Origin of the sequence: Pandoraea sp. 64-18 (assembly GCF_001899225.1) — a bacterium.
GTDB lineage: Bacteria > Pseudomonadota > Gammaproteobacteria > Burkholderiales > Burkholderiaceae > Pandoraea > Pandoraea cepalis.
On sequence record NZ_MKVU01000012.1, the window covers coordinates 206,423 to 222,234 of the forward strand.

General features: G+C 63.3%; 17 protein-coding genes and 1 riboswitch. Of the genes, 14 read left to right on the plus strand and 3 right to left on the minus strand.

Annotation, left to right across the window (positions count from 1 at the left end; all coding sequences use genetic code 11):
• Positions 1-90: 90 nt before the first annotated feature.
• Entirely contained in the window at positions 91-1,035 is a 945-nt protein-coding gene (locus BGP02_RS09430) for a LysR family transcriptional regulator (RefSeq protein ID WP_017234003.1), read from the minus strand.
• Between the two features lie 196 nt (positions 1,036-1,231).
• Between BGP02_RS09430 and BGP02_RS09435 the strand changes: the two genes are divergently transcribed.
• The 14 genes from BGP02_RS09435 to BGP02_RS22350 all read left to right on the plus strand — a co-directional run bounded on the left by BGP02_RS09435 (position 1,232) and on the right by BGP02_RS22350 (position 14,298).
• The gene (locus tag BGP02_RS09435) at positions 1,232-1,675 is read left to right on the plus strand and encodes a CidA/LrgA family protein (protein ID WP_017234004.1); all 444 of its coding nucleotides are present in this window, start codon (positions 1,232-1,234) and stop codon (positions 1,673-1,675) included.
• 70 nt (positions 1,676-1,745) lie between these two features.
• Complete coding sequence (locus tag BGP02_RS09440; RefSeq protein ID WP_017234005.1) at positions 1,746-2,429, plus strand: LrgB family protein; 684 nt, start codon at positions 1,746-1,748, stop codon at positions 2,427-2,429.
• Positions 2,430-2,537: 108 nt separating this feature from the next.
• Positions 2,538-2,663: riboswitch (S-adenosyl-L-homocysteine riboswitch) on the plus strand.
• A gap of 32 nt (positions 2,664-2,695) precedes the next feature.
• On the plus strand, positions 2,696-4,111 hold the full coding sequence (ahcY, locus tag BGP02_RS09445; protein WP_017234006.1) for an adenosylhomocysteinase: 1,416 nt from the start codon (positions 2,696-2,698) through the stop codon (positions 4,109-4,111).
• A 173-nt stretch (positions 4,112-4,284) separates the two neighbouring features.
• Positions 4,285-4,644, plus strand: a complete 360-nt coding sequence (locus BGP02_RS09450; RefSeq protein ID WP_017234007.1) for a phage holin family protein — start codon at positions 4,285-4,287, stop codon at positions 4,642-4,644.
• Between the two features lie 47 nt (positions 4,645-4,691).
• Positions 4,692-5,531: a TlyA family RNA methyltransferase gene (locus tag BGP02_RS09455; protein WP_261939384.1), complete on the plus strand. Its 840-nt coding sequence runs from the start codon at positions 4,692-4,694 to the stop codon at positions 5,529-5,531.
• Positions 5,532-5,557: 26 nt separating this feature from the next.
• On the plus strand, positions 5,558-6,388 hold the full coding sequence (metF, locus tag BGP02_RS09460) for a methylenetetrahydrofolate reductase [NAD(P)H] (RefSeq protein ID WP_017234009.1): 831 nt from the start codon (positions 5,558-5,560) through the stop codon (positions 6,386-6,388).
• 204 nt (positions 6,389-6,592) lie between these two features.
• Entirely contained in the window at positions 6,593-8,233 is a 1,641-nt protein-coding gene (locus tag BGP02_RS09465; protein ID WP_017234010.1) for an ABC transporter substrate-binding protein, read from the plus strand.
• 229 nt (positions 8,234-8,462) lie between these two features.
• Positions 8,463-9,467: an ABC transporter permease subunit gene (locus BGP02_RS09470; RefSeq protein WP_017234011.1), complete on the plus strand. Its 1,005-nt coding sequence runs from the start codon at positions 8,463-8,465 to the stop codon at positions 9,465-9,467.
• Positions 9,468-9,479: 12 nt separating this feature from the next.
• A complete protein-coding gene (locus tag BGP02_RS09475; protein ID WP_017234012.1) occupies positions 9,480-10,400 on the plus strand; it encodes an ABC transporter permease subunit in 921 nt (306 codons plus the stop codon).
• Positions 10,397-11,401 carry an ABC transporter ATP-binding protein gene (locus tag BGP02_RS09480; protein ID WP_261939383.1) on the plus strand — a complete coding sequence of 335 codons (1,005 nt, stop codon included), beginning with the start codon at positions 10,397-10,399 and terminating at the stop codon, positions 11,399-11,401. Before BGP02_RS09475 ends, BGP02_RS09480 begins: the two co-directional genes overlap by 4 nt.
• On the plus strand, positions 11,398-12,444 hold the full coding sequence (locus BGP02_RS09485; protein WP_083902301.1) for a peptide ABC transporter ATP-binding protein: 1,047 nt from the start codon (positions 11,398-11,400) through the stop codon (positions 12,442-12,444). The genes BGP02_RS09480 and BGP02_RS09485 overlap by 4 nt, the downstream gene beginning before the upstream one ends.
• Before the next feature lie 32 nt (positions 12,445-12,476).
• Complete coding sequence (locus tag BGP02_RS09490) at positions 12,477-13,442, plus strand: TraB/GumN family protein (RefSeq protein ID WP_150562112.1); 966 nt, start codon at positions 12,477-12,479, stop codon at positions 13,440-13,442.
• Between the two features lie 146 nt (positions 13,443-13,588).
• Positions 13,589-13,999, plus strand: a complete 411-nt coding sequence (locus BGP02_RS09495) for a hypothetical protein (protein WP_017234016.1) — start codon at positions 13,589-13,591, stop codon at positions 13,997-13,999.
• Complete coding sequence (locus tag BGP02_RS22350) at positions 13,996-14,298, plus strand: type II toxin-antitoxin system RelE/ParE family toxin (RefSeq protein WP_083902303.1); 303 nt, start codon at positions 13,996-13,998, stop codon at positions 14,296-14,298. The genes BGP02_RS09495 and BGP02_RS22350 overlap by 4 nt, the downstream gene beginning before the upstream one ends.
• Before the next feature lie 32 nt (positions 14,299-14,330).
• On the opposite strand, the gene ureG is transcribed toward BGP02_RS22350, so the two are convergent.
• Together ureG and BGP02_RS09505 are read right to left on the minus strand one after the other, a co-directional pair.
• Complete coding sequence (ureG, locus tag BGP02_RS09500; RefSeq protein WP_017234017.1) at positions 14,331-14,969, minus strand: urease accessory protein UreG; 639 nt, start codon at positions 14,967-14,969, stop codon at positions 14,331-14,333.
• A 98-nt stretch (positions 14,970-15,067) separates the two neighbouring features.
• Complete coding sequence (locus tag BGP02_RS09505) at positions 15,068-15,793, minus strand: urease accessory protein UreF (protein WP_017234018.1); 726 nt, start codon at positions 15,791-15,793, stop codon at positions 15,068-15,070.
• Positions 15,794-15,812: the final 19 nt, after the last annotated feature.

A 15,812-nucleotide genomic window follows, 5' to 3' on the forward strand; every position in this document is an offset into this window, starting at 1 on the left:
TGTCGATGCGCCGCGCTGACGCGGCAAGGGGAAAATGTCAGCGGCAAGGATACCGCAATCGCCAGCCGGTCGCCGGTCGACGGCCAGATGTCACGTCCGCCGGGCGCCGCCGGCGATGGCCGCCTTGGCCTCGCCGTCGCCGCCCGGGCCGAGCAGGTCGCGCGCGAGCGCGAGCCAGCGTCGCGCCGCGTGCGACAGATACGAGTCGCGCCGCCACGCCATCGCCAGATCCCACGGAATCTCGGGGTCGCGCACGTTCGCGATCACGAAGCGTTTCGGGTCGAGCCGCGCGCAGAAGGGCTCGGGCAGCAAGGCGATGCCGACGCCGTTGTCCACCATCGACGCAATGAAGTCCCACTGGCTGGAGCGTCCCGCAATCTTGGGCGTGAAGCCCGCGCGACGACATGCGGTGATGACCAGTTCGGACAAGGCAAATCCCTCGCCGTAAAAGACAAACGGTTCGTCGCGCAACTCGCCCAGACCGATGGAGGCGCGGCCTTCCCAGCGTGAATCGCGCGGTGCAATCAACCGCAACGGGTAATGGCACACGGGCAGCACGTCGAGAATCGTGGGATCGACCGGCAGCAGCACGGCGCCCAATTCGATGTCGCCGGCCAGCAACGCCTGTTCGATGGCACGCGAGCCGGTTTCGAAGAGCTTCATCTCGATATCCGGGTAGTGCTGATGAAACGCGCCGATCACCGGGATGAACAAGTCGCCGCCGAGCGGCGGAATCCCGATCGACAATTCGCCGCGCGCGACCGTCTCGAGATCGGCCACCTCCTGCTGCAGGCGCGCGTAAGCGGCGAGCACATCCTGCCCGCGCTCGAAGACGACGCGTCCCGCATCGGTCAATTGGAGCCTGCGCCCCATGCCGCGCTCCTCGCGCAACATCAGCGGCGTACCCAACTCGTCTTCCAACGCCTTGACCATCTTGCTCACGGTCGGTTGCGTGACAAACAGCGCCTCGGCCGCCGCCGTGAAGCTCTGCTGTCGCACCACTTCCACAAATCCTCGCAACGCGCGCAGTTCCATTTTGGATCTCTCGTTTGCACCGCTTTGGTGCGATCGGCGGGAAAGCCCCGTCCTGTATGGCTTTCTCACGCACCATTAGGGTTAATACTTAAATTATTCCAATTTGGAATCGATTTGATAATTCTAATTCATTATATTTATGTTGCGGTGCTTCCTATACTCCGTCTCATATTGATGCCACACCCGGGAGCCCGCCATGACCAAGATGATTGCCAGCCGTATGTATCGCCGTAGCAAGGGCGTGGTTGACGTGGTTTGGCAGATCGCGCTGCTCACCGGTATCTATCTGGTGGCGGATGCTGCATCGCGGCATTTTCATCTCCCGCTGCCGGGTGGCGTACTGGGGCTGCTCGCCGTGGTGGCACTGCTCATGAGCGGTGTGCTGAAGACGGAGAAGATCAAGCGCGGTGCCGACTGGTTTCTGGCGGAAATGATTCTCTTCTTCGTGCCGATGGTCGCGGCCGTCATGCAATACACCGATCTGCTGCGCCAAGAGGGCCTGCAATTGCTCGCCGTGATCGGCGTCGGCACGGTGCTCGTGATGGTCTCGACGGCGTTGGCGGTCGATCTGGCCTGCCGCGCCGAGCGTCATCTCAAGCGCGCCCTCGTTCGCCGTGCGCACGCGCACGACGCCCGCTGATGCGTGACGTGTGCCAAGTCGCCGCTGTCGCAGCGGCGCCCAATCCTGCTGGCGCTTGCCGGGTCTTGCCATGAATCATACGGCGCTCCTGCTGCTCGTTCTCACGGTCGTCTTCTATTACGTGTCGAAGCGTCTCTATGCGCGTTTCGGCAAGGTGTGGCTCGGCCCGGCCATTCTTGCGCCGGTCCTGCTCATCGCCGTGATGGTCGGCGGCGACATTTCGTACACGACGTACATCTCAGACTCGCGCTGGCTCGTGTGGCTGCTTGGCCCGACGACGATCGCGTTTGCCGTGCCGATCTATGAGCATCGCGACATCATTCGCCGGCATGCCTTTGCACTGATCGTCGGCGTGCTCGTCGCGATGGTCGTGGCCGTGGGAAGCTCCTTCGTGCTTGCCCGCCTGTTCGAGCTGCCCCCCGAAATGGCGCGCAGCCTGCTCGCCCGGTCGATATCGACACCGTTTGCCCTTGCGGTCTCCGACAAGGTCGGCGGCTCGCGCGATCTGGTGGGGCTTTTCGTCATCATCACCGGGTTTATCGGCATGTTGCTCGGCGAGGCGCTGCTGTCGTGGTTGCCGCTGCGCACCCGTATGGCGCGCGGCGCGCCGTTCGGCGCGGGGGCCCACGGCTTCGGCACCGCCAAGGCGCGCCAGATCGGCAGCGAAGAGGGTGTCGTGGCCAGTCTCGTCATGATGATCAACGGCATCGTGATGGTCTTTGCCGCGCCGTTGCTCGCCCATCTGCCCATCTGACGACCGGTCGGCACGGGCGCCGTGCCGCTCGCGCCTCCCCCTCGAAAAATATCCCTTCGGGCGTTGCCCTTGCCCCGACGGCGCGCATCAGTTTTGCTACAATGCCGGGGTCTTGAGGAGCGTTGCGACAGCCACCGTGCTGCCAGGCTCAAGATCCTTCCTATTGGCCCCGCCGGCCGCCGGTTACCTCCGGAGCGCATGGCGTGTGGGCCCCAAGAACGGCGCTCACGTCCCAACTATCTAGTCTTTTAGAGAAAGGAGGCGTGATGAACGCCGTAGTCGATTCAAAATTCTCCGATTTCCATGTTGCCGATATCAAATTGGCCGATTGGGGCCGCAAAGAGCTGACCATCGCCGAGAGCGAGATGCCGGGTCTGGTGGCCACGCGTGCCGAATTCAAGGCCAGCCAGCCGCTCAAGGGCGCGCGCATCGCCGGCTCGCTGCACATGACCATCCAGACGGGCGTGCTCATCGAGACGCTTATCGCCCTCGGCGCCGAAGTGCGCTGGGCCTCGTGCAACATCTTCTCGACGCAGGATCACGCCGCGGCGGCCATCGCCGCTGCCGGGATCCCCGTGTTCGCCTTCAAGGGTGAGTCGCTCGACGAATACTGGGAATACAGCCACCGCATCTTCGAATGGCCGAACGGCGAGTTCGCCAACATGATTCTCGACGACGGCGGCGACGCCACGCTGCTGCTGATTCTGGGCAGCAAGGCCGAGAAGGATCTGTCGGTTGTCGGCAACCCGACCAACGAGGAAGAAGTCGCGCTGTATGCGTCGATCAAGCGCCACATCGCCATCGATCCGCAGTGGTACAGCAAGCGCCTGGCCCAGATCCAGGGCGTGACCGAAGAAACCACCACGGGCGTGCACCGTCTGTATCAGATGGAAAAGGACGGCACGCTGCCGTTCCCGGCCATCAACGTGAACGACTCGGTCACCAAGTCGAAGTTCGACAACCTGTACGGCTGCCGCGAGTCGCTGGTCGACGGTATCAAGCGCGCGACCGACGTGATGATCGCCGGCAAGATCGCCCTCGTGGCGGGCTACGGTGACGTGGGCAAGGGCTGCGCGCAAAGCCTGCGCGGTCTGGGCGCCACGGTGTGGGTCACGGAAATCGATCCGATCTGCGCGCTGCAGGCCGCGATGGAAGGCTACCGCGTGGTGACGATGGAATACGCCGCCGACAAGGCCGACATCTTCGTGACGGCCACGGGCAACTTCCACGTGATCGATCACGACCACATGGCGGCCATGAAGCACCAGGCCATCGTGTGCAACATCGGTCACTTCGATTCGGAAATCAATGTGGCGTCGACCCGCAAGTACGAGTGGGAAAACATCAAGCCGCAGGTCGATCACATCATCTTCCCGGACGGCAAGCGCATCATCCTGCTGGCGGAAGGCCGCCTCGTGAACCTGGGCTGCGCCACGGGCCACCCGTCGTTCGTGATGAGCAACTCGTTCACCAATCAGACGCTCGCGCAGATCGAATTGTTCGTGCATGGCGACAAGTACAAGAACAGCGTGTACGTGCTGCCGAAGCATTTGGACGAGAAGGTCGCGCGCCTGCACCTGGGACGTATCGGCGCCGAACTGACGGTGCTCACCGACGATCAGGCGAACTACATCAGCGTCGACAAGAACGGTCCGTTCAAGCCGGCGCATTACCGTTATTGATCGGTCGCGATCGCTACCGATCAATAACGTGTCTTACCGACCGTCGCCGGTGCGCTGCAAGGCACGGGTGACGGGCAACGGTTTCGCGCGGCGACATCGTGCGCCGCGTTGGTTTTTGTCACTGCCGGTGCCGGGAACGACCTCCCGCACCGGCCTGTCCTTCGGAGCTTGCCATGCGTCTGCTGCTGATTTGGCTCATCAATGCCATTGCACTTCTCGTTTTGCCGCACGTTGTGTCGGGCATTCAGCTCAAGGGCATCGGGACGGCCCTGGTCGTTGCGATCGTGCTCGGCCTGATCAACGCGTTTCTCCGGCCGTTGCTCGTCGTGCTGACGTTGCCGGTCACGGTGCTCACGCTCGGGTTGTTCATCTTCGTGATCAATGCGCTGTTGTTCTGGCTGGCGGCGCATGTCGTCAAGGGCTTTGAAGTCTCGGGCTTCTGGGCGGCGCTCTTCGGCTCGCTGCTGTATAGCCTGATCTCGTGGATTCTGTCGGCGCTGGTGTTCGGCGGCGACCGCGCTACCAACGTGTAACGGTCGACGCGTCGTCGTCGACCTTGTATTGCAGGAAATTCGCTGTCATGTCGCAAGCCCTTCGTGCCGATCAAGCCCTCGTCGCCCGAGGCTTGGCCGCATCGCGCACCGCCGCGCAACGTCTGATCGATGCCGCACGTGTTTATTACGCGGGCACCGAAACGGCCGTGAAGAAAGCCAGCGAGGTTGTGGCGAGCGACGAAGATCTGGAAGTACGTGCCGCCGCCGACGGCCTGCCCGGCGAGGACCGCTACGTGTCGCGAGGCGGGTTGAAGCTGGCGGGCGCGCTGGCGCAAACGCGGCTCGACGTCACCGGCCGCGTCGCGCTCGACGTCGGGTTGTCGACCGGCGGTTTTGCCGACTGCCTCTTGCAGGCGGGGGCGGCGCGGGTGGTCGGGGTCGACGTCGGTCACGGGCAACTGCATCGACGACTGGCGCGCGAGCCGCGGCTCGTGTCGCTCGAAGGGATCAACGCGCGGCATCTGTCGCGTGAGACGCTCGATGCGCGTCTGGCACAGCAGGCGGCGGAGGGCGGCGCACAGGGCGAACCGGCGTCGACGATGGCGGCTGTTCCCGAGGCAGGCTTTGACCTGATCGTCGGGGATGTGTCGTTCATTTCGCTCACACTGGTGTTGCCGGCCGTGGCGCCGCTGCTGGGCGCGACCGGCGATTTGCTGATGCTGGTCAAACCGCAGTTCGAAGTGGGGCGTGAGCACATTGGCCGCGGCGGCCTGGTGCGAGATGCCGCGCAGTATGCGCAAGTGGAGACAAAAATCCGCGCCGCCTGTGAGACGTTGGGACTGACGGTAGCCGCATGGCTCGACAGTCCTATCGCTGGCGGTGACGGCAACCGGGAGTTCTTCGTGCACGCGACGCGCGCGGCATGAACGACTCTCTCGATAATAGAACGATCATGACGCAACCTTCCTTCAGTTTCGAATTCTTCCCGCCCAAGACGGCGGAGGGCGCGGAGAAGCTGCGCGCCACGCGCCAGCAACTCTTCCCGCTCGGCCCCAAGTTTGTCTCGGTGACGTTCGGTGCCGGCGGCTCCACGCAGCAGGGTACGCTCGATACGGTTGTCGAAATCCAACGCGAAGGCGTGGAGGCGGCCCCCCACCTTTCTTGCGTCGGTTCGACCAAGGACAACATCCGCGAGATTCTGCAGACGTATCGCCAACACGGCATCCGCCACATCGTGGCGCTGCGCGGCGATCTGCCGTCGGGAATGGGGGAGATCGGCGAGTTTCGTTACGCGTCGGAGCTGGTCGAGTTCATTCGTGCCGAAACCGGCGAATGGTTCCACATCGAGGTGGCGGCCTACCCGGAGTACCATCCGCAGGCGAAGTCGCCGCGCCTGGACCTCGAGCATTTCGCCCACAAGGTGAAGGCGGGGGCGAATGCGGCCATCACGCAATACTTCTTCAATGCGGATGCCTATTTCCGTTTCGTCGACGATGCATCGCGTCTCGGTGTCGACGTGCCGATCGTGCCGGGGATCATGCCGATCACGAACTATTCGCAAATGATGCGCTTCTCGGAGATGTGCGGTGCTGAAGTGCCGCGATGGATTGCCAAGCGTCTCGAAGGCTTTGGCGACGATCGCGACTCGATCCGCGCCTTCGGGCTCGATGTGGTGACGGCGCTATGCGAACGGCTGCTCGCGCAGGGCGTGCCCGGATTGCACTTCTATACCCTCAACGCGGCGTCGGCCACCAAGGCGATGTGGCAGCGACTCGGTCTGTAACGCGTCGCGAAATCGTTGGCCGAACGGTGGGCGGATGGGAAGTCAATTCTAATCACAATTCAGTGATTTCCTAATCAAAAACACCACAAATAGGCGGTTTGCTAGGGATTTGGCGTGTTGTGGCACGGGGGAAGCTTCAGTAATATCCCCGGTAGGCTCGGCGACAGACCGTTGCCGGGCATCACACCCGATCCCGAGGAGCCTATGAAACAGACTCACACCCTGCGTTTGCTTTTGGCTGCGACGTTGCTTGCCGGTGTGGCCGTGATCCGGCCCGCCGCAGCTGTCGAAATCCCGAACAAGACCCTCGTGTACTGCTCCGAGGGCAGCCCGGTCGGCTTCGATCCGGGCCAGCTCACTACCGGCACCGATTTCGATCCTGCCGACGCCATCTACAATCGCCTGATCGCGTTCAAGCCGGGCGAGACGGGCGTGATGCCCTCACTCGCGGAGTCGTGGGACATCTCGCCGGACAACAAGATCTACACATTCCATCTGCGCAAGGGCGTCAAGTTCCACACCACGGAGTACTTCAAACCCACGCGCGATTTCAATGCCGAGGATGTGAAGTTCACCTTCGATCGCATGGGCGATCGCGACATGCCCTTCCGCAAGGCCTATCCGACGGAGTTTCCGTATTTCGTCGACATGGGTCTGCAGGCTGATATCGACCACATCGAGGTCGTTGATCCGTACACCGTTCGCTTCGTGCTGAAGAAGGTCGACGCCCCGTTCCTTCAGAACCTGGCGATGCCGTTCGCATCGATCCTCTCGAAGGAGTACGCCGACAAGCTGCTCGCGGCGAACAACGCTCGCGATATCGCGCTCAAGCCGGTCGGTACCGGGCCGTTCATCTTCCGCAGCTATACGAAAGATGCCACGCTGCGCTTCGATGGCAACAAGGAATACTGGAACACGAGTCTGCCGCCGAAGGTCAGCAAGCTGATCTTCGCGATCACGACCGACGCCAACGTTCGCATTCAGAAGCTCAAGCGCAACGAATGCCAGATCACGACCTACCCGCGCCCGGCCGATGTCGATGCGATCAAGGCCGAGATCGCGGCGCAGGGCAAGGCGTCGAAGCTCAAGATGCCGGACCAGGTCGGCTTCAACCTCGGCTACGTGGCGTACAACGTGCAGAAGAAGCCGCTCGATCGTGTGGAAGTGCGCCAGGCACTCGACATGGCGATCAACAAGAAGGCGATTCTCCAGTCCGTCTATGGCTCGGCCGGACAGTTGTCGAACGGCGCACCGATGCCGCCGACGCAGTGGTCCTACGACAAGAACATCAAGTCGGCTGGCTACGACCCGGAGAAAGCCCGTGCGCTGCTTGAGAAGGCGGGCGTGAAGAACATGGAAATCACGCTGTGGGCCATGCCGGTGCAACGTCCGTATAACCCGAACGGCAAGCTCATGGCCGAGATGATTCAGGCCGACTGGGCAAAGATCGGCGTGAAGGCCAATATCGTCACGTACGAGTGGGGTGAGTACATCAAGCGCGCCAAGGCGGGTGAGCACGACGCGTTGCTCATTGGCTGGACCGGCGACAACGGCGACCCGGACAATTGGCTCGGCGTGTTGCTCGGCTGCGATTCGGTCAACGGCAACAACTTCTCGAAGTGGTGCTACAAGCCGTTCGACGATCTCATCAAGCAAGCACGCCAGACCACGGACGTCGCCTTGCGCACGAAGCTCTACACGCAGGCACAGGAGATCTTCGCGCAACAACTGCCGTTCTCGCCCATCGCGCACTCCACGCAGTACAAGCCGATGGCCACGAACGTGAAGGGCTTCAAGCTGAGCCCGTTCGGCCGCAACAGCTTCATTGGCGTATCGCTGGAGTAAGGCACCCGGCGGGCGCGTTGATGACCGCATCCGGCTGACGCCGGGTGTCGGTCGCTATCTGTCGCCGTCCGTCGTCATCCCGGTATCACGCAGGCAGACTCGGCCGCCGCGCCCGAGTCCGCCTGCCGCAACAGGACAAAGGATCGTCCATGATTGATTCACGCGGCATAGCGCCATCCGTCCCCGCACAGGGGATGGGCGGTGCGCGAAGCCCCCACGGAAACCTCCTATGCTGAGATTCGTCATGAGACGACTGGGCATGGTGATCCCGACGTTCATCGGCATCACCGTCCTGGCGTTCGCGCTCATTCACCTGATTCCCGGCGATCCGATCGAAGTGCTCGTGGGCGAGCGAAATCTCGACCCGGTCATGCACGCCGAGGCGATGAAGCGCCTGGGTCTCGATCAGCCGCTCACCACGCAATATTTCGTCTATCTGAAGCACGCGGCGCAAGGCGACCTCGGGCGCTCCATCGTCACCAACGAGGGGGTGCTTCACGAGTTCTTCGCCCGCTTTCCCGCGACGCTCGAACTTGCCCTGTGCGCAATGATCTTCGCGCTCGCAGTCGGCTTGCCCGCCGGCGTGGCGGCGTCGCTGCGGCGCGGCAAAATGCTCGACCACACCACGATGGGCGCGGCCCTCACGGGCTACTCCATGCCGATTTTCTGGTGGGGCCTGCTGCTCATCATGTTCTTCTCCGTCTACCTGCAATGGACGCCCGTCTCCGGCCGCATTGGCGTGGAGTACGATGTGCCGCACGTCACCGGCTTCATGCTCATCGACACATTGCTCTCGGGCGACGAAGGGGCGTTCAGTTCCGCGGTGAGTCATCTGATTCTGCCCACCATTGTGCTCGGCACCGTGCCGCTCGCGGTGATTGCCCGAATGACGCGCTCGGCAATGCTCGAAGTGCTTCGCGAGGACTACATCCGTACGGCGCGTGCGAAGGGACTCTCCCCGTGGCGCGTGATCGTCGTGCATGCGTTGCGCAATGCGCTGATTCCGGTCATCACCGTGATTGGTCTGCAAGTCGGCGCGCTGCTCGCCGGTGCGGTGCTGACCGAGAACGTGTTCTCGTGGCCCGGCATCGGCAAATGGCTGATCGATGCCATTCTGCGACGCGACTATCCGGTGGTGCAGGGCGGCATTTTGCTCATCGCAACGGGCGTGATCCTGGTCAACCTGCTGGTCGACGTGCTCTATGGCGTCGTCAACCCGCGCATCCGGCACTGAGGGACGTCAATCATGAGCGATACACCGGCTACGCTGCCGCCCCCCGCCGCCGTGACGGCCACACCTCGTGCGCGGTTGTTCCGGGAGTTCCTGCGCAGCTTCACCGCGAACCGTGGTGCAACGGCCGCGGCCATCGTGCTGTTGTCGATGTTCGTGGCGGCGATCTTCGCGCCATGGATCGCGCCGCACAGCCCCATCGAGCAATATCGCGACTTCGTGAAGATTCCGCCCGCCTGGTTCGACGGCGGCAAGCTTCAGTTCCTGCTCGGGACCGACGAGGCCGGCCGCGACATTCTTTCGCGTCTGATCTATGGCGCACGCCTGTCGTTCTGGATCGGTCTGTCGTCGGTGGTGCTCTCGCTGATTCCGGGCATTCTGCTGGGGCTGCTGGCGGCATTCTTCCCACGCTGGCTCGACACGCCGATCATGCGGTTGATGGACATGATGATGGCGTTGCCGTCGCTGTTGCTGGCCGTGGCCGTGGTCGCCGTGATCGGCCCGGGCCTCGCCAACACGACCATCGCCATCGCGATCGTGACGTTGCCGGCGTATGTGCGTTTGACGCGCGCAGCGGCGATTGGCGAGTTGCAGCGCGAATATGTCATTGCCTCGCGCATGGCCGGGGCGGGCACGCTGCGACTGATGTTCTCGACGGTGTTGCCGAACTGCGCGGCGCCGCTCATCGTGCAGGCCACGCTGAGTTTCTCGGTGGCCATTCTCGATGCGGCGGCGCTCGGCTTTCTTGGCCTGGGCGTGCAACCGCCGCTCGCCGAGTGGGGCTCGATGCTTGCCTCCGCACGCGACTACATGGAAAGTGCCTGGTGGATTGTGACGCTGCCGGGACTTGCGATCGTCATCTCGGTGCTCGCCATCAACCTGGTCGGCGACGGCCTGCGCGACGCACTTGACCCCAAATTGAAGCGAATCGCATGAGCCTGCTCTCCATTCGAAATCTTTCGGTCGACTTCGACGGCGCACGCGCGGTCGAGGGCATTGACCTCGATGTCGGCCAGGGTGAGATTCTTGGCGTGGTCGGCGAATCCGGTTCGGGCAAGAGTGTGACGATGCTCGCGCTCATGGGGCTGGTCGACGCGCCAGGCCGCGTACGTGCCGATGAAGTACGCTTCGACGGACGCGATCTGCTGCGCGCGTCGTCGCGCGAGCGGCGCGGCATCGTCGGCCGCGACGTGTCGATGATCTTTCAGGACGCGCTTTCCAGCCTGAATCCGAGCTACACCGTTGGCTATCAGATCGCCGAGGTGTTGCGCCGCCACATGGGGCTGCGCGGACGTGCGTTGCACAATCGCGTCGTCGAGTTGCTGGAGCAGGTCGAAATTCCCGATGCCGCGAACCGGGTCGGCGCGTATCCGCATCAGCTCTCCGGCGGAATGAACCAGCGGGTGATGATTGCGATGGCGATTGCCTGTCGCCCGAAGCTGCTCATTGCCGACGAGCCGACCACCGCGCTCGACGTCACCATCCAGGCGCAGATCATGGCCTTGCTGCTGCAATTGCAGAAGGATCACGGCATGGCGCTCGTGCTGATCTCCCATGATCTCGCCGTCGTGGCCGAAGTCGCGCACCGGGTGGCCGTCATGTATGCGGGGCAGGTGATCGAAAACCAGCAGGTGCCGGCGCTGTTCGATGCCCCGCATCATCCCTACACGGAGGCGTTGCTCGCAGCGATTCCCGAGCACAACCGGGGCGTGCGGCGACTGCGTACGTTGCCGGGCATGGTGCCGGGGCGCGACGATCGGCCGACGGGCTGTCTGCTTTCGCCGCGTTGTCCGTATGCCGACGACCATTGCCGCACGGTGCCCCCGGCGTTGCAGCCCTACGTCGGGCCGAACGCTTCGGGCTCGCCCCAGGTGCGATGCTTCAAGCCGCTGCCGCATGCGTTGGCGGAAGAACGCACGACAGGAGGTGCGCAATGAGTGAAACTGTTTTCGCGACACCTCCGGGAGTGCCGCAGGCCCCGGACGCACATGAAGCTGACCGCGGCGGCAGCCGCGTGGTGCTCGCCGCGCACGATTTGACGCGCTTCTACGCCGTCAATCGTGGCTTCATGCGCCCACAGGCCACGGTCAAGGCACTCAACGGCGTGTCGTTCTCGCTGGCCGCCGGTCGTACGCTGGCCGTGGTCGGTGAGTCGGGGTGCGGCAAATCGACGCTGGCGCGGGTGCTGACGTTGATCGAAGCACCGACGTCCGGCAGACTCGTGGTCGACGCGACCGAGACCACGGCGGCGTCGGCGGGGGCGCTGGCGCCGCTGCGCACGCGGATCCAGATGGTGTTCCAGAACCCGTATGCGTCGCTCAACCCTCGCAAGACGGTGGGGCAGGCGCTCGACGAGCCGCTGTCCATCAACACCTCGGCGAGCCGTGCCGAACGCGGCGAGACGATCGCGGCGATGATGCGCACGGTGGGGCTGCGTCCGGAACATGTGGCGCGCTATCCGCACATGTTCTCTGGCGGGCAGCGGCAGCGGGTGGCGATTGCCCGGGCGATGATCCTGTCGCCGGCCATCGTGGTCGCGGACGAGCCGGTTTCGGCCCTGGATGTCTCAATTCAGGCACAGATCCTGAATCTTTTCATGGATTTGCAGGACCGATACGCGACGAGTTACGTATTCGTGTCGCATAATCTCGCCGTGGTCGAGCATGTGGCCGACGACGTCATGGTGATGTATCTCGGCCGCGCGGTCGAACACGGCCCCAAGGCCGCCGTGTTCGGCAAGCCGCTGCATCCGTACACCAAGGCGCTGATGTCGGCGACGCCGGCGATCAAGGCCGCCGAGCGGCGCGTGAAGATGGCGCTGACCGGCGAGTTGCCCTCGCCGCTGCGGCCACCGCCGGGGTGTGCGTTTGCACCGCGCTGTCCGTACGCGATAGACCGTTGCCGCGAAGAAGTGCCGCAACTGCGCAAGCTCGACGGGCGTCTGGTGGCGTGCCATCGGGTTGAAGACATTGAGGGATGACGAGATTGGGTGGACCACCACGCGCGACGCATGTGAGTCGGGGCGCTGCATTGGCCGGCTGGCTGCTCGGTTGCCTGCTGATGACGTTCGCCATCACGCTGGACGCGGCGTCGATCGTAACGCCGCAAGCCGTGGCGCCGCGAACGTTGCCGCTGGTCGTGCCCGAGCCGGGCGAATCGCCGCCCGGCGCCAATCTCCCGTTTTACGAAGCCCGCAAGGGCGACATGACCATCTACGTGATGGGCACCCTGCACGTCGGCAAGCCGGACGACTACCCGTTTCGCAAAGTCGTGGTCGATGCGCTGCGCGTGTCGTCGGTGGTGGCATTCGAGTTGTCGCCCGACGACCTGACGATGTCCCAGGACGACGTGCAGAAGTACGGCATGTGCTCACGCGCCTGTCTGCCGAGGCTTATCCCGGGGGCGCTGTGGCGTAAGCTGCGCGCGCGTCTCAAGGGCAATCCGGCAATGCTGGCCGAGATTCGTCACATGCGTCCGTGGCTGGCGGCGCTGCTCGTCGAGACGCTGGATTCGATGGGGGCCGATCTGCAAACGGAGTACGGCACCGAGAACCAGTTGGAGAACATCTATCGCGGGCGCATCGTCGGTCTCGAATCGCTGGCGGAGCAGATGGATGCCTTCACCGGACTGACGTCGGCTCAGCAAAACGAACTGCTGGCGCAGGAGCTGGTGCTCACACCCAAGACCGCCACGGCGCAGGTAGAGGAGTTGCACCGTCTGTGGCGGGCCGGGGATGCCGAGCTGGTGTTCGACTGGTCTCAGGGCAAGGCGGCGCAAGTGCGCCGCAACGTGGCACTGGCCGACGCGATCGACGAGCGCATTCTGTACTCGCGCAATCGGCGTTTTCTGGCGCGCATGCTGTTTCTGGCGGACCCGGGCAAGCCGGTCTTCGTCGCCATCGGCACGCTCCATCTCGGCGGCCCGCATGGGGTGCTGCAACTGCTGCGGGAGCATGGATTTTCCGTGGCGCAGCGGTAGTCTGAAACGGACCTGAGACAGGCGGGCGATCCGGCTAGGAATCGCCCGAGAAACAAGCCCACCCGATTGACTCCCCCATCCCTGACGATTAATTTGGTCACACTCGTGTGAGTGGCCCCCCGCCCAAATCCTTGTCAGGAGCCACGATGCCAATTGTCGATCAAAGCGCCGATCTTGCCGTGCGCCAAGCGCCGGCGCATGCCATTCCTTCCACGCCTTTTGAGCCGTCCGAGCCGGTTGAGCCCGTTGAGCGCATAGAGCATTACGCGCTCAGCGTTGAAGAAGAGGCGCAGATCCTCTACGAAGCAACGATCCGCGGACTTGCCGACGTGGCCGCCGGCCGCAAGCTGCCCAGCGAAGTCGTAAAGACCGGATGCTCCGTCGACCTCAATGAAGCGTATTTCGAGTTCCCGCATGACCCCAGCGAGATCCACGTCGACGAGTTTGTGGGCATCCTACTGGGGCTGCGGGACGCCGACGCCGGCCGCACGGTACCCGATGAGGTGGTCAGCGCCGAGGCTGAGGCGTGGAGACGGAGCGTTCTGAAACGGCTGTGATTGCAACGATCCAATGGTCAAAGCATGCCCAAAGGGATCGCACCATCGCCAGGATGTCGCTGGAGAATTTCAACCTCCACGTCGCCCTCGATTTTGAGGATTCGCTGAAACGCGCAGTGAAAACACTGCGCTCGTTTCCTGCCATTGGTCGTCCCGGGCGCTTACCCAATACCCGAGAACTTGTTTCTCACAAGCGATACCGAATCATTTACCGTCTAAAGGAGAACAAAGTCACCATTCTCAAATTACACAACGTCAGTCGTCCCTGGCCTCCCAGGGACTACCCATTCCACGACTGACGTATCCCCGGCCGGCGGCTTCGTGCATGACCTCAAGCCAGCATCCCCCGTGCCTCGATAAAACGGATGATCTCCTGAAGGCCTTTGCCTTCCCTCATGTTCCCCATGACGAACGGACGCATGCCGCGCATCTTTTGCGTATCCGACCGCATGATGTCCAGCGATGCCCCGACGTAGGGGGCGAGATCGGTCTTGTTGATGACGAGGAGATCGGACTTGGTGATGCCGGGGCCGCCCTTGCGGGGGATCTTCTCGCCACCGGCCACATCGATCACGTAGATCGTGAGATCCGAGAGTTCGGGACTGAATGTGGCCGCGAGGTTGTCGCCGCCTGATTCGATGAACACCACGTCGGCGTCAGGAAAGCGTTCGAGCATGCGTTCGACGGCCTCGAGGTTGATCGATGCATCCTCCCGGATGGCCGTGTGCGGGCAACCGCCGGTCTCGACGCCAAGGATGCGCTCGGGCGCCAGCGCACCGGCAACCGTGAGCAGGCGCTGGTCTTCCTTCGTATAGATGTCGTTGGTGATGACGACGAGATCGTAGCGCTCGCGCATGGCTTTGCAGAGCATCTCGGTCAGGGTGGTCTTGCCGGAGCCGACCGGGCCTCCGATGCCGACACGCAGCGGCGGATTCTTCTTGGTACGACGGGCGTTGGCAGAAGTCGTCATGGCGAATGTCGTGGGTGGCGGAAAAAAGGAGAGGTGACGAAATAGCGAAATAGCGAAATAGCGAAATGACGAAAATCGTGGACGCGACGTATCGCGTCTCACGAACGGAACAAGCGTGAATACTGTGTTTCGTGACGCGACGCGAGAATGGCGAGCGCCGGGGAAAAGGTATTGATCCGGTCATCCGGCAACGACGCGGCTCGATGCGCGGCATCGACCACACGAGGGCGCAATGCCACGATGACCCGTTGCGCGGCCAATTGTCCGAGCGGCACGGCTTTGAGCGCGCCGGCCACCTGATTCTCGAGCCAACTGAACGCGTAAGCGACGAGCGTGTCCAGCAGCGGAGCGCCATGCGTCAGCGCCGCAAAGGCGAAGGCCGTTGGCAACGCGATCGGACGCAGCGAGGACAGGTGTTCGCGCTGTATCGGATTCCCCCATTCGAGGGAGATCGCCAGTTGCGTGAGCGACCAGCCCATCTGCTCGGTTTCCGCACGCAACTCGGCCGCCTCGCGCGTGGCGAGTAGCCATTCGTTCACACGGGTGAGCGACGCGACATCGCCCGCTTGCCAGTGGCGCCACTGTCTGGCGAGCAGGGCCATCTCGCCGGTCGTGAATACGCCGTCGAGCTGGCTGGCAATCCAGCGCTCGGCGCTCGGGGCATCGTGGATGATGCCATGTTCCACCGCGGCTTCGAGCCCTTGTGAATAGCTGAACGCGCCGATGGGCAGCGCCGGCGATGCGAGATGCAGCAGCGCCGCGAGTGACTGCAACGACGCGGTGGCAACCGGTTCAGCGAGAGGACTGGCCAGACTTGCCGTCATCGGTCGGACTCACAGGGAA

What these genes read in the sequence shown, in the direction of transcription:
- BGP02_RS09470 (WP_017234011.1), top strand. Translation starts at nt 8,463, where the DNA reads ATGCTGAGATTCGTCATGAGACGACTGGGCATGGTGATCCCGACGTTC.
- BGP02_RS09450 (WP_017234007.1), top strand. Translation starts at nt 4,285, where the DNA reads ATGCGTCTGCTGCTGATTTGGCTCATCAATGCCATTGCACTTCTCGTT.
- BGP02_RS09435 (WP_017234004.1), top strand. Translation starts at nt 1,232, where the DNA reads ATGACCAAGATGATTGCCAGCCGTATGTATCGCCGTAGCAAGGGCGTG.
- BGP02_RS09485 (WP_083902301.1), top strand. Translation starts at nt 11,398, where the DNA reads ATGAGTGAAACTGTTTTCGCGACACCTCCGGGAGTGCCGCAGGCCCCG.
- BGP02_RS09440 (WP_017234005.1), top strand. Translation starts at nt 1,746, where the DNA reads ATGAATCATACGGCGCTCCTGCTGCTCGTTCTCACGGTCGTCTTCTAT.
- BGP02_RS09465 (WP_017234010.1), top strand. Translation starts at nt 6,593, where the DNA reads ATGAAACAGACTCACACCCTGCGTTTGCTTTTGGCTGCGACGTTGCTT.
- BGP02_RS09430 (WP_017234003.1), bottom strand. Translation starts at nt 1,035, where the DNA reads ATGGAACTGCGCGCGTTGCGAGGATTTGTGGAAGTGGTGCGACAGCAG.
- metF (WP_017234009.1), top strand. Translation starts at nt 5,558, where the DNA reads ATGACGCAACCTTCCTTCAGTTTCGAATTCTTCCCGCCCAAGACGGCG.
- BGP02_RS09480 (WP_261939383.1), top strand. Translation starts at nt 10,397, where the DNA reads ATGAGCCTGCTCTCCATTCGAAATCTTTCGGTCGACTTCGACGGCGCA.
- ahcY (WP_017234006.1), top strand. Translation starts at nt 2,696, where the DNA reads ATGAACGCCGTAGTCGATTCAAAATTCTCCGATTTCCATGTTGCCGAT.
- BGP02_RS09495 (WP_017234016.1), top strand. Translation starts at nt 13,589, where the DNA reads ATGCCAATTGTCGATCAAAGCGCCGATCTTGCCGTGCGCCAAGCGCCG.
- BGP02_RS09455 (WP_261939384.1), top strand. Translation starts at nt 4,692, where the DNA reads ATGTCGCAAGCCCTTCGTGCCGATCAAGCCCTCGTCGCCCGAGGCTTG.
- BGP02_RS09505 (WP_017234018.1), bottom strand. Translation starts at nt 15,793, where the DNA reads ATGACGGCAAGTCTGGCCAGTCCTCTCGCTGAACCGGTTGCCACCGCG.
- ureG (WP_017234017.1), bottom strand. Translation starts at nt 14,969, where the DNA reads ATGACGACTTCTGCCAACGCCCGTCGTACCAAGAAGAATCCGCCGCTG.
- BGP02_RS09475 (WP_017234012.1), top strand. Translation starts at nt 9,480, where the DNA reads ATGAGCGATACACCGGCTACGCTGCCGCCCCCCGCCGCCGTGACGGCC.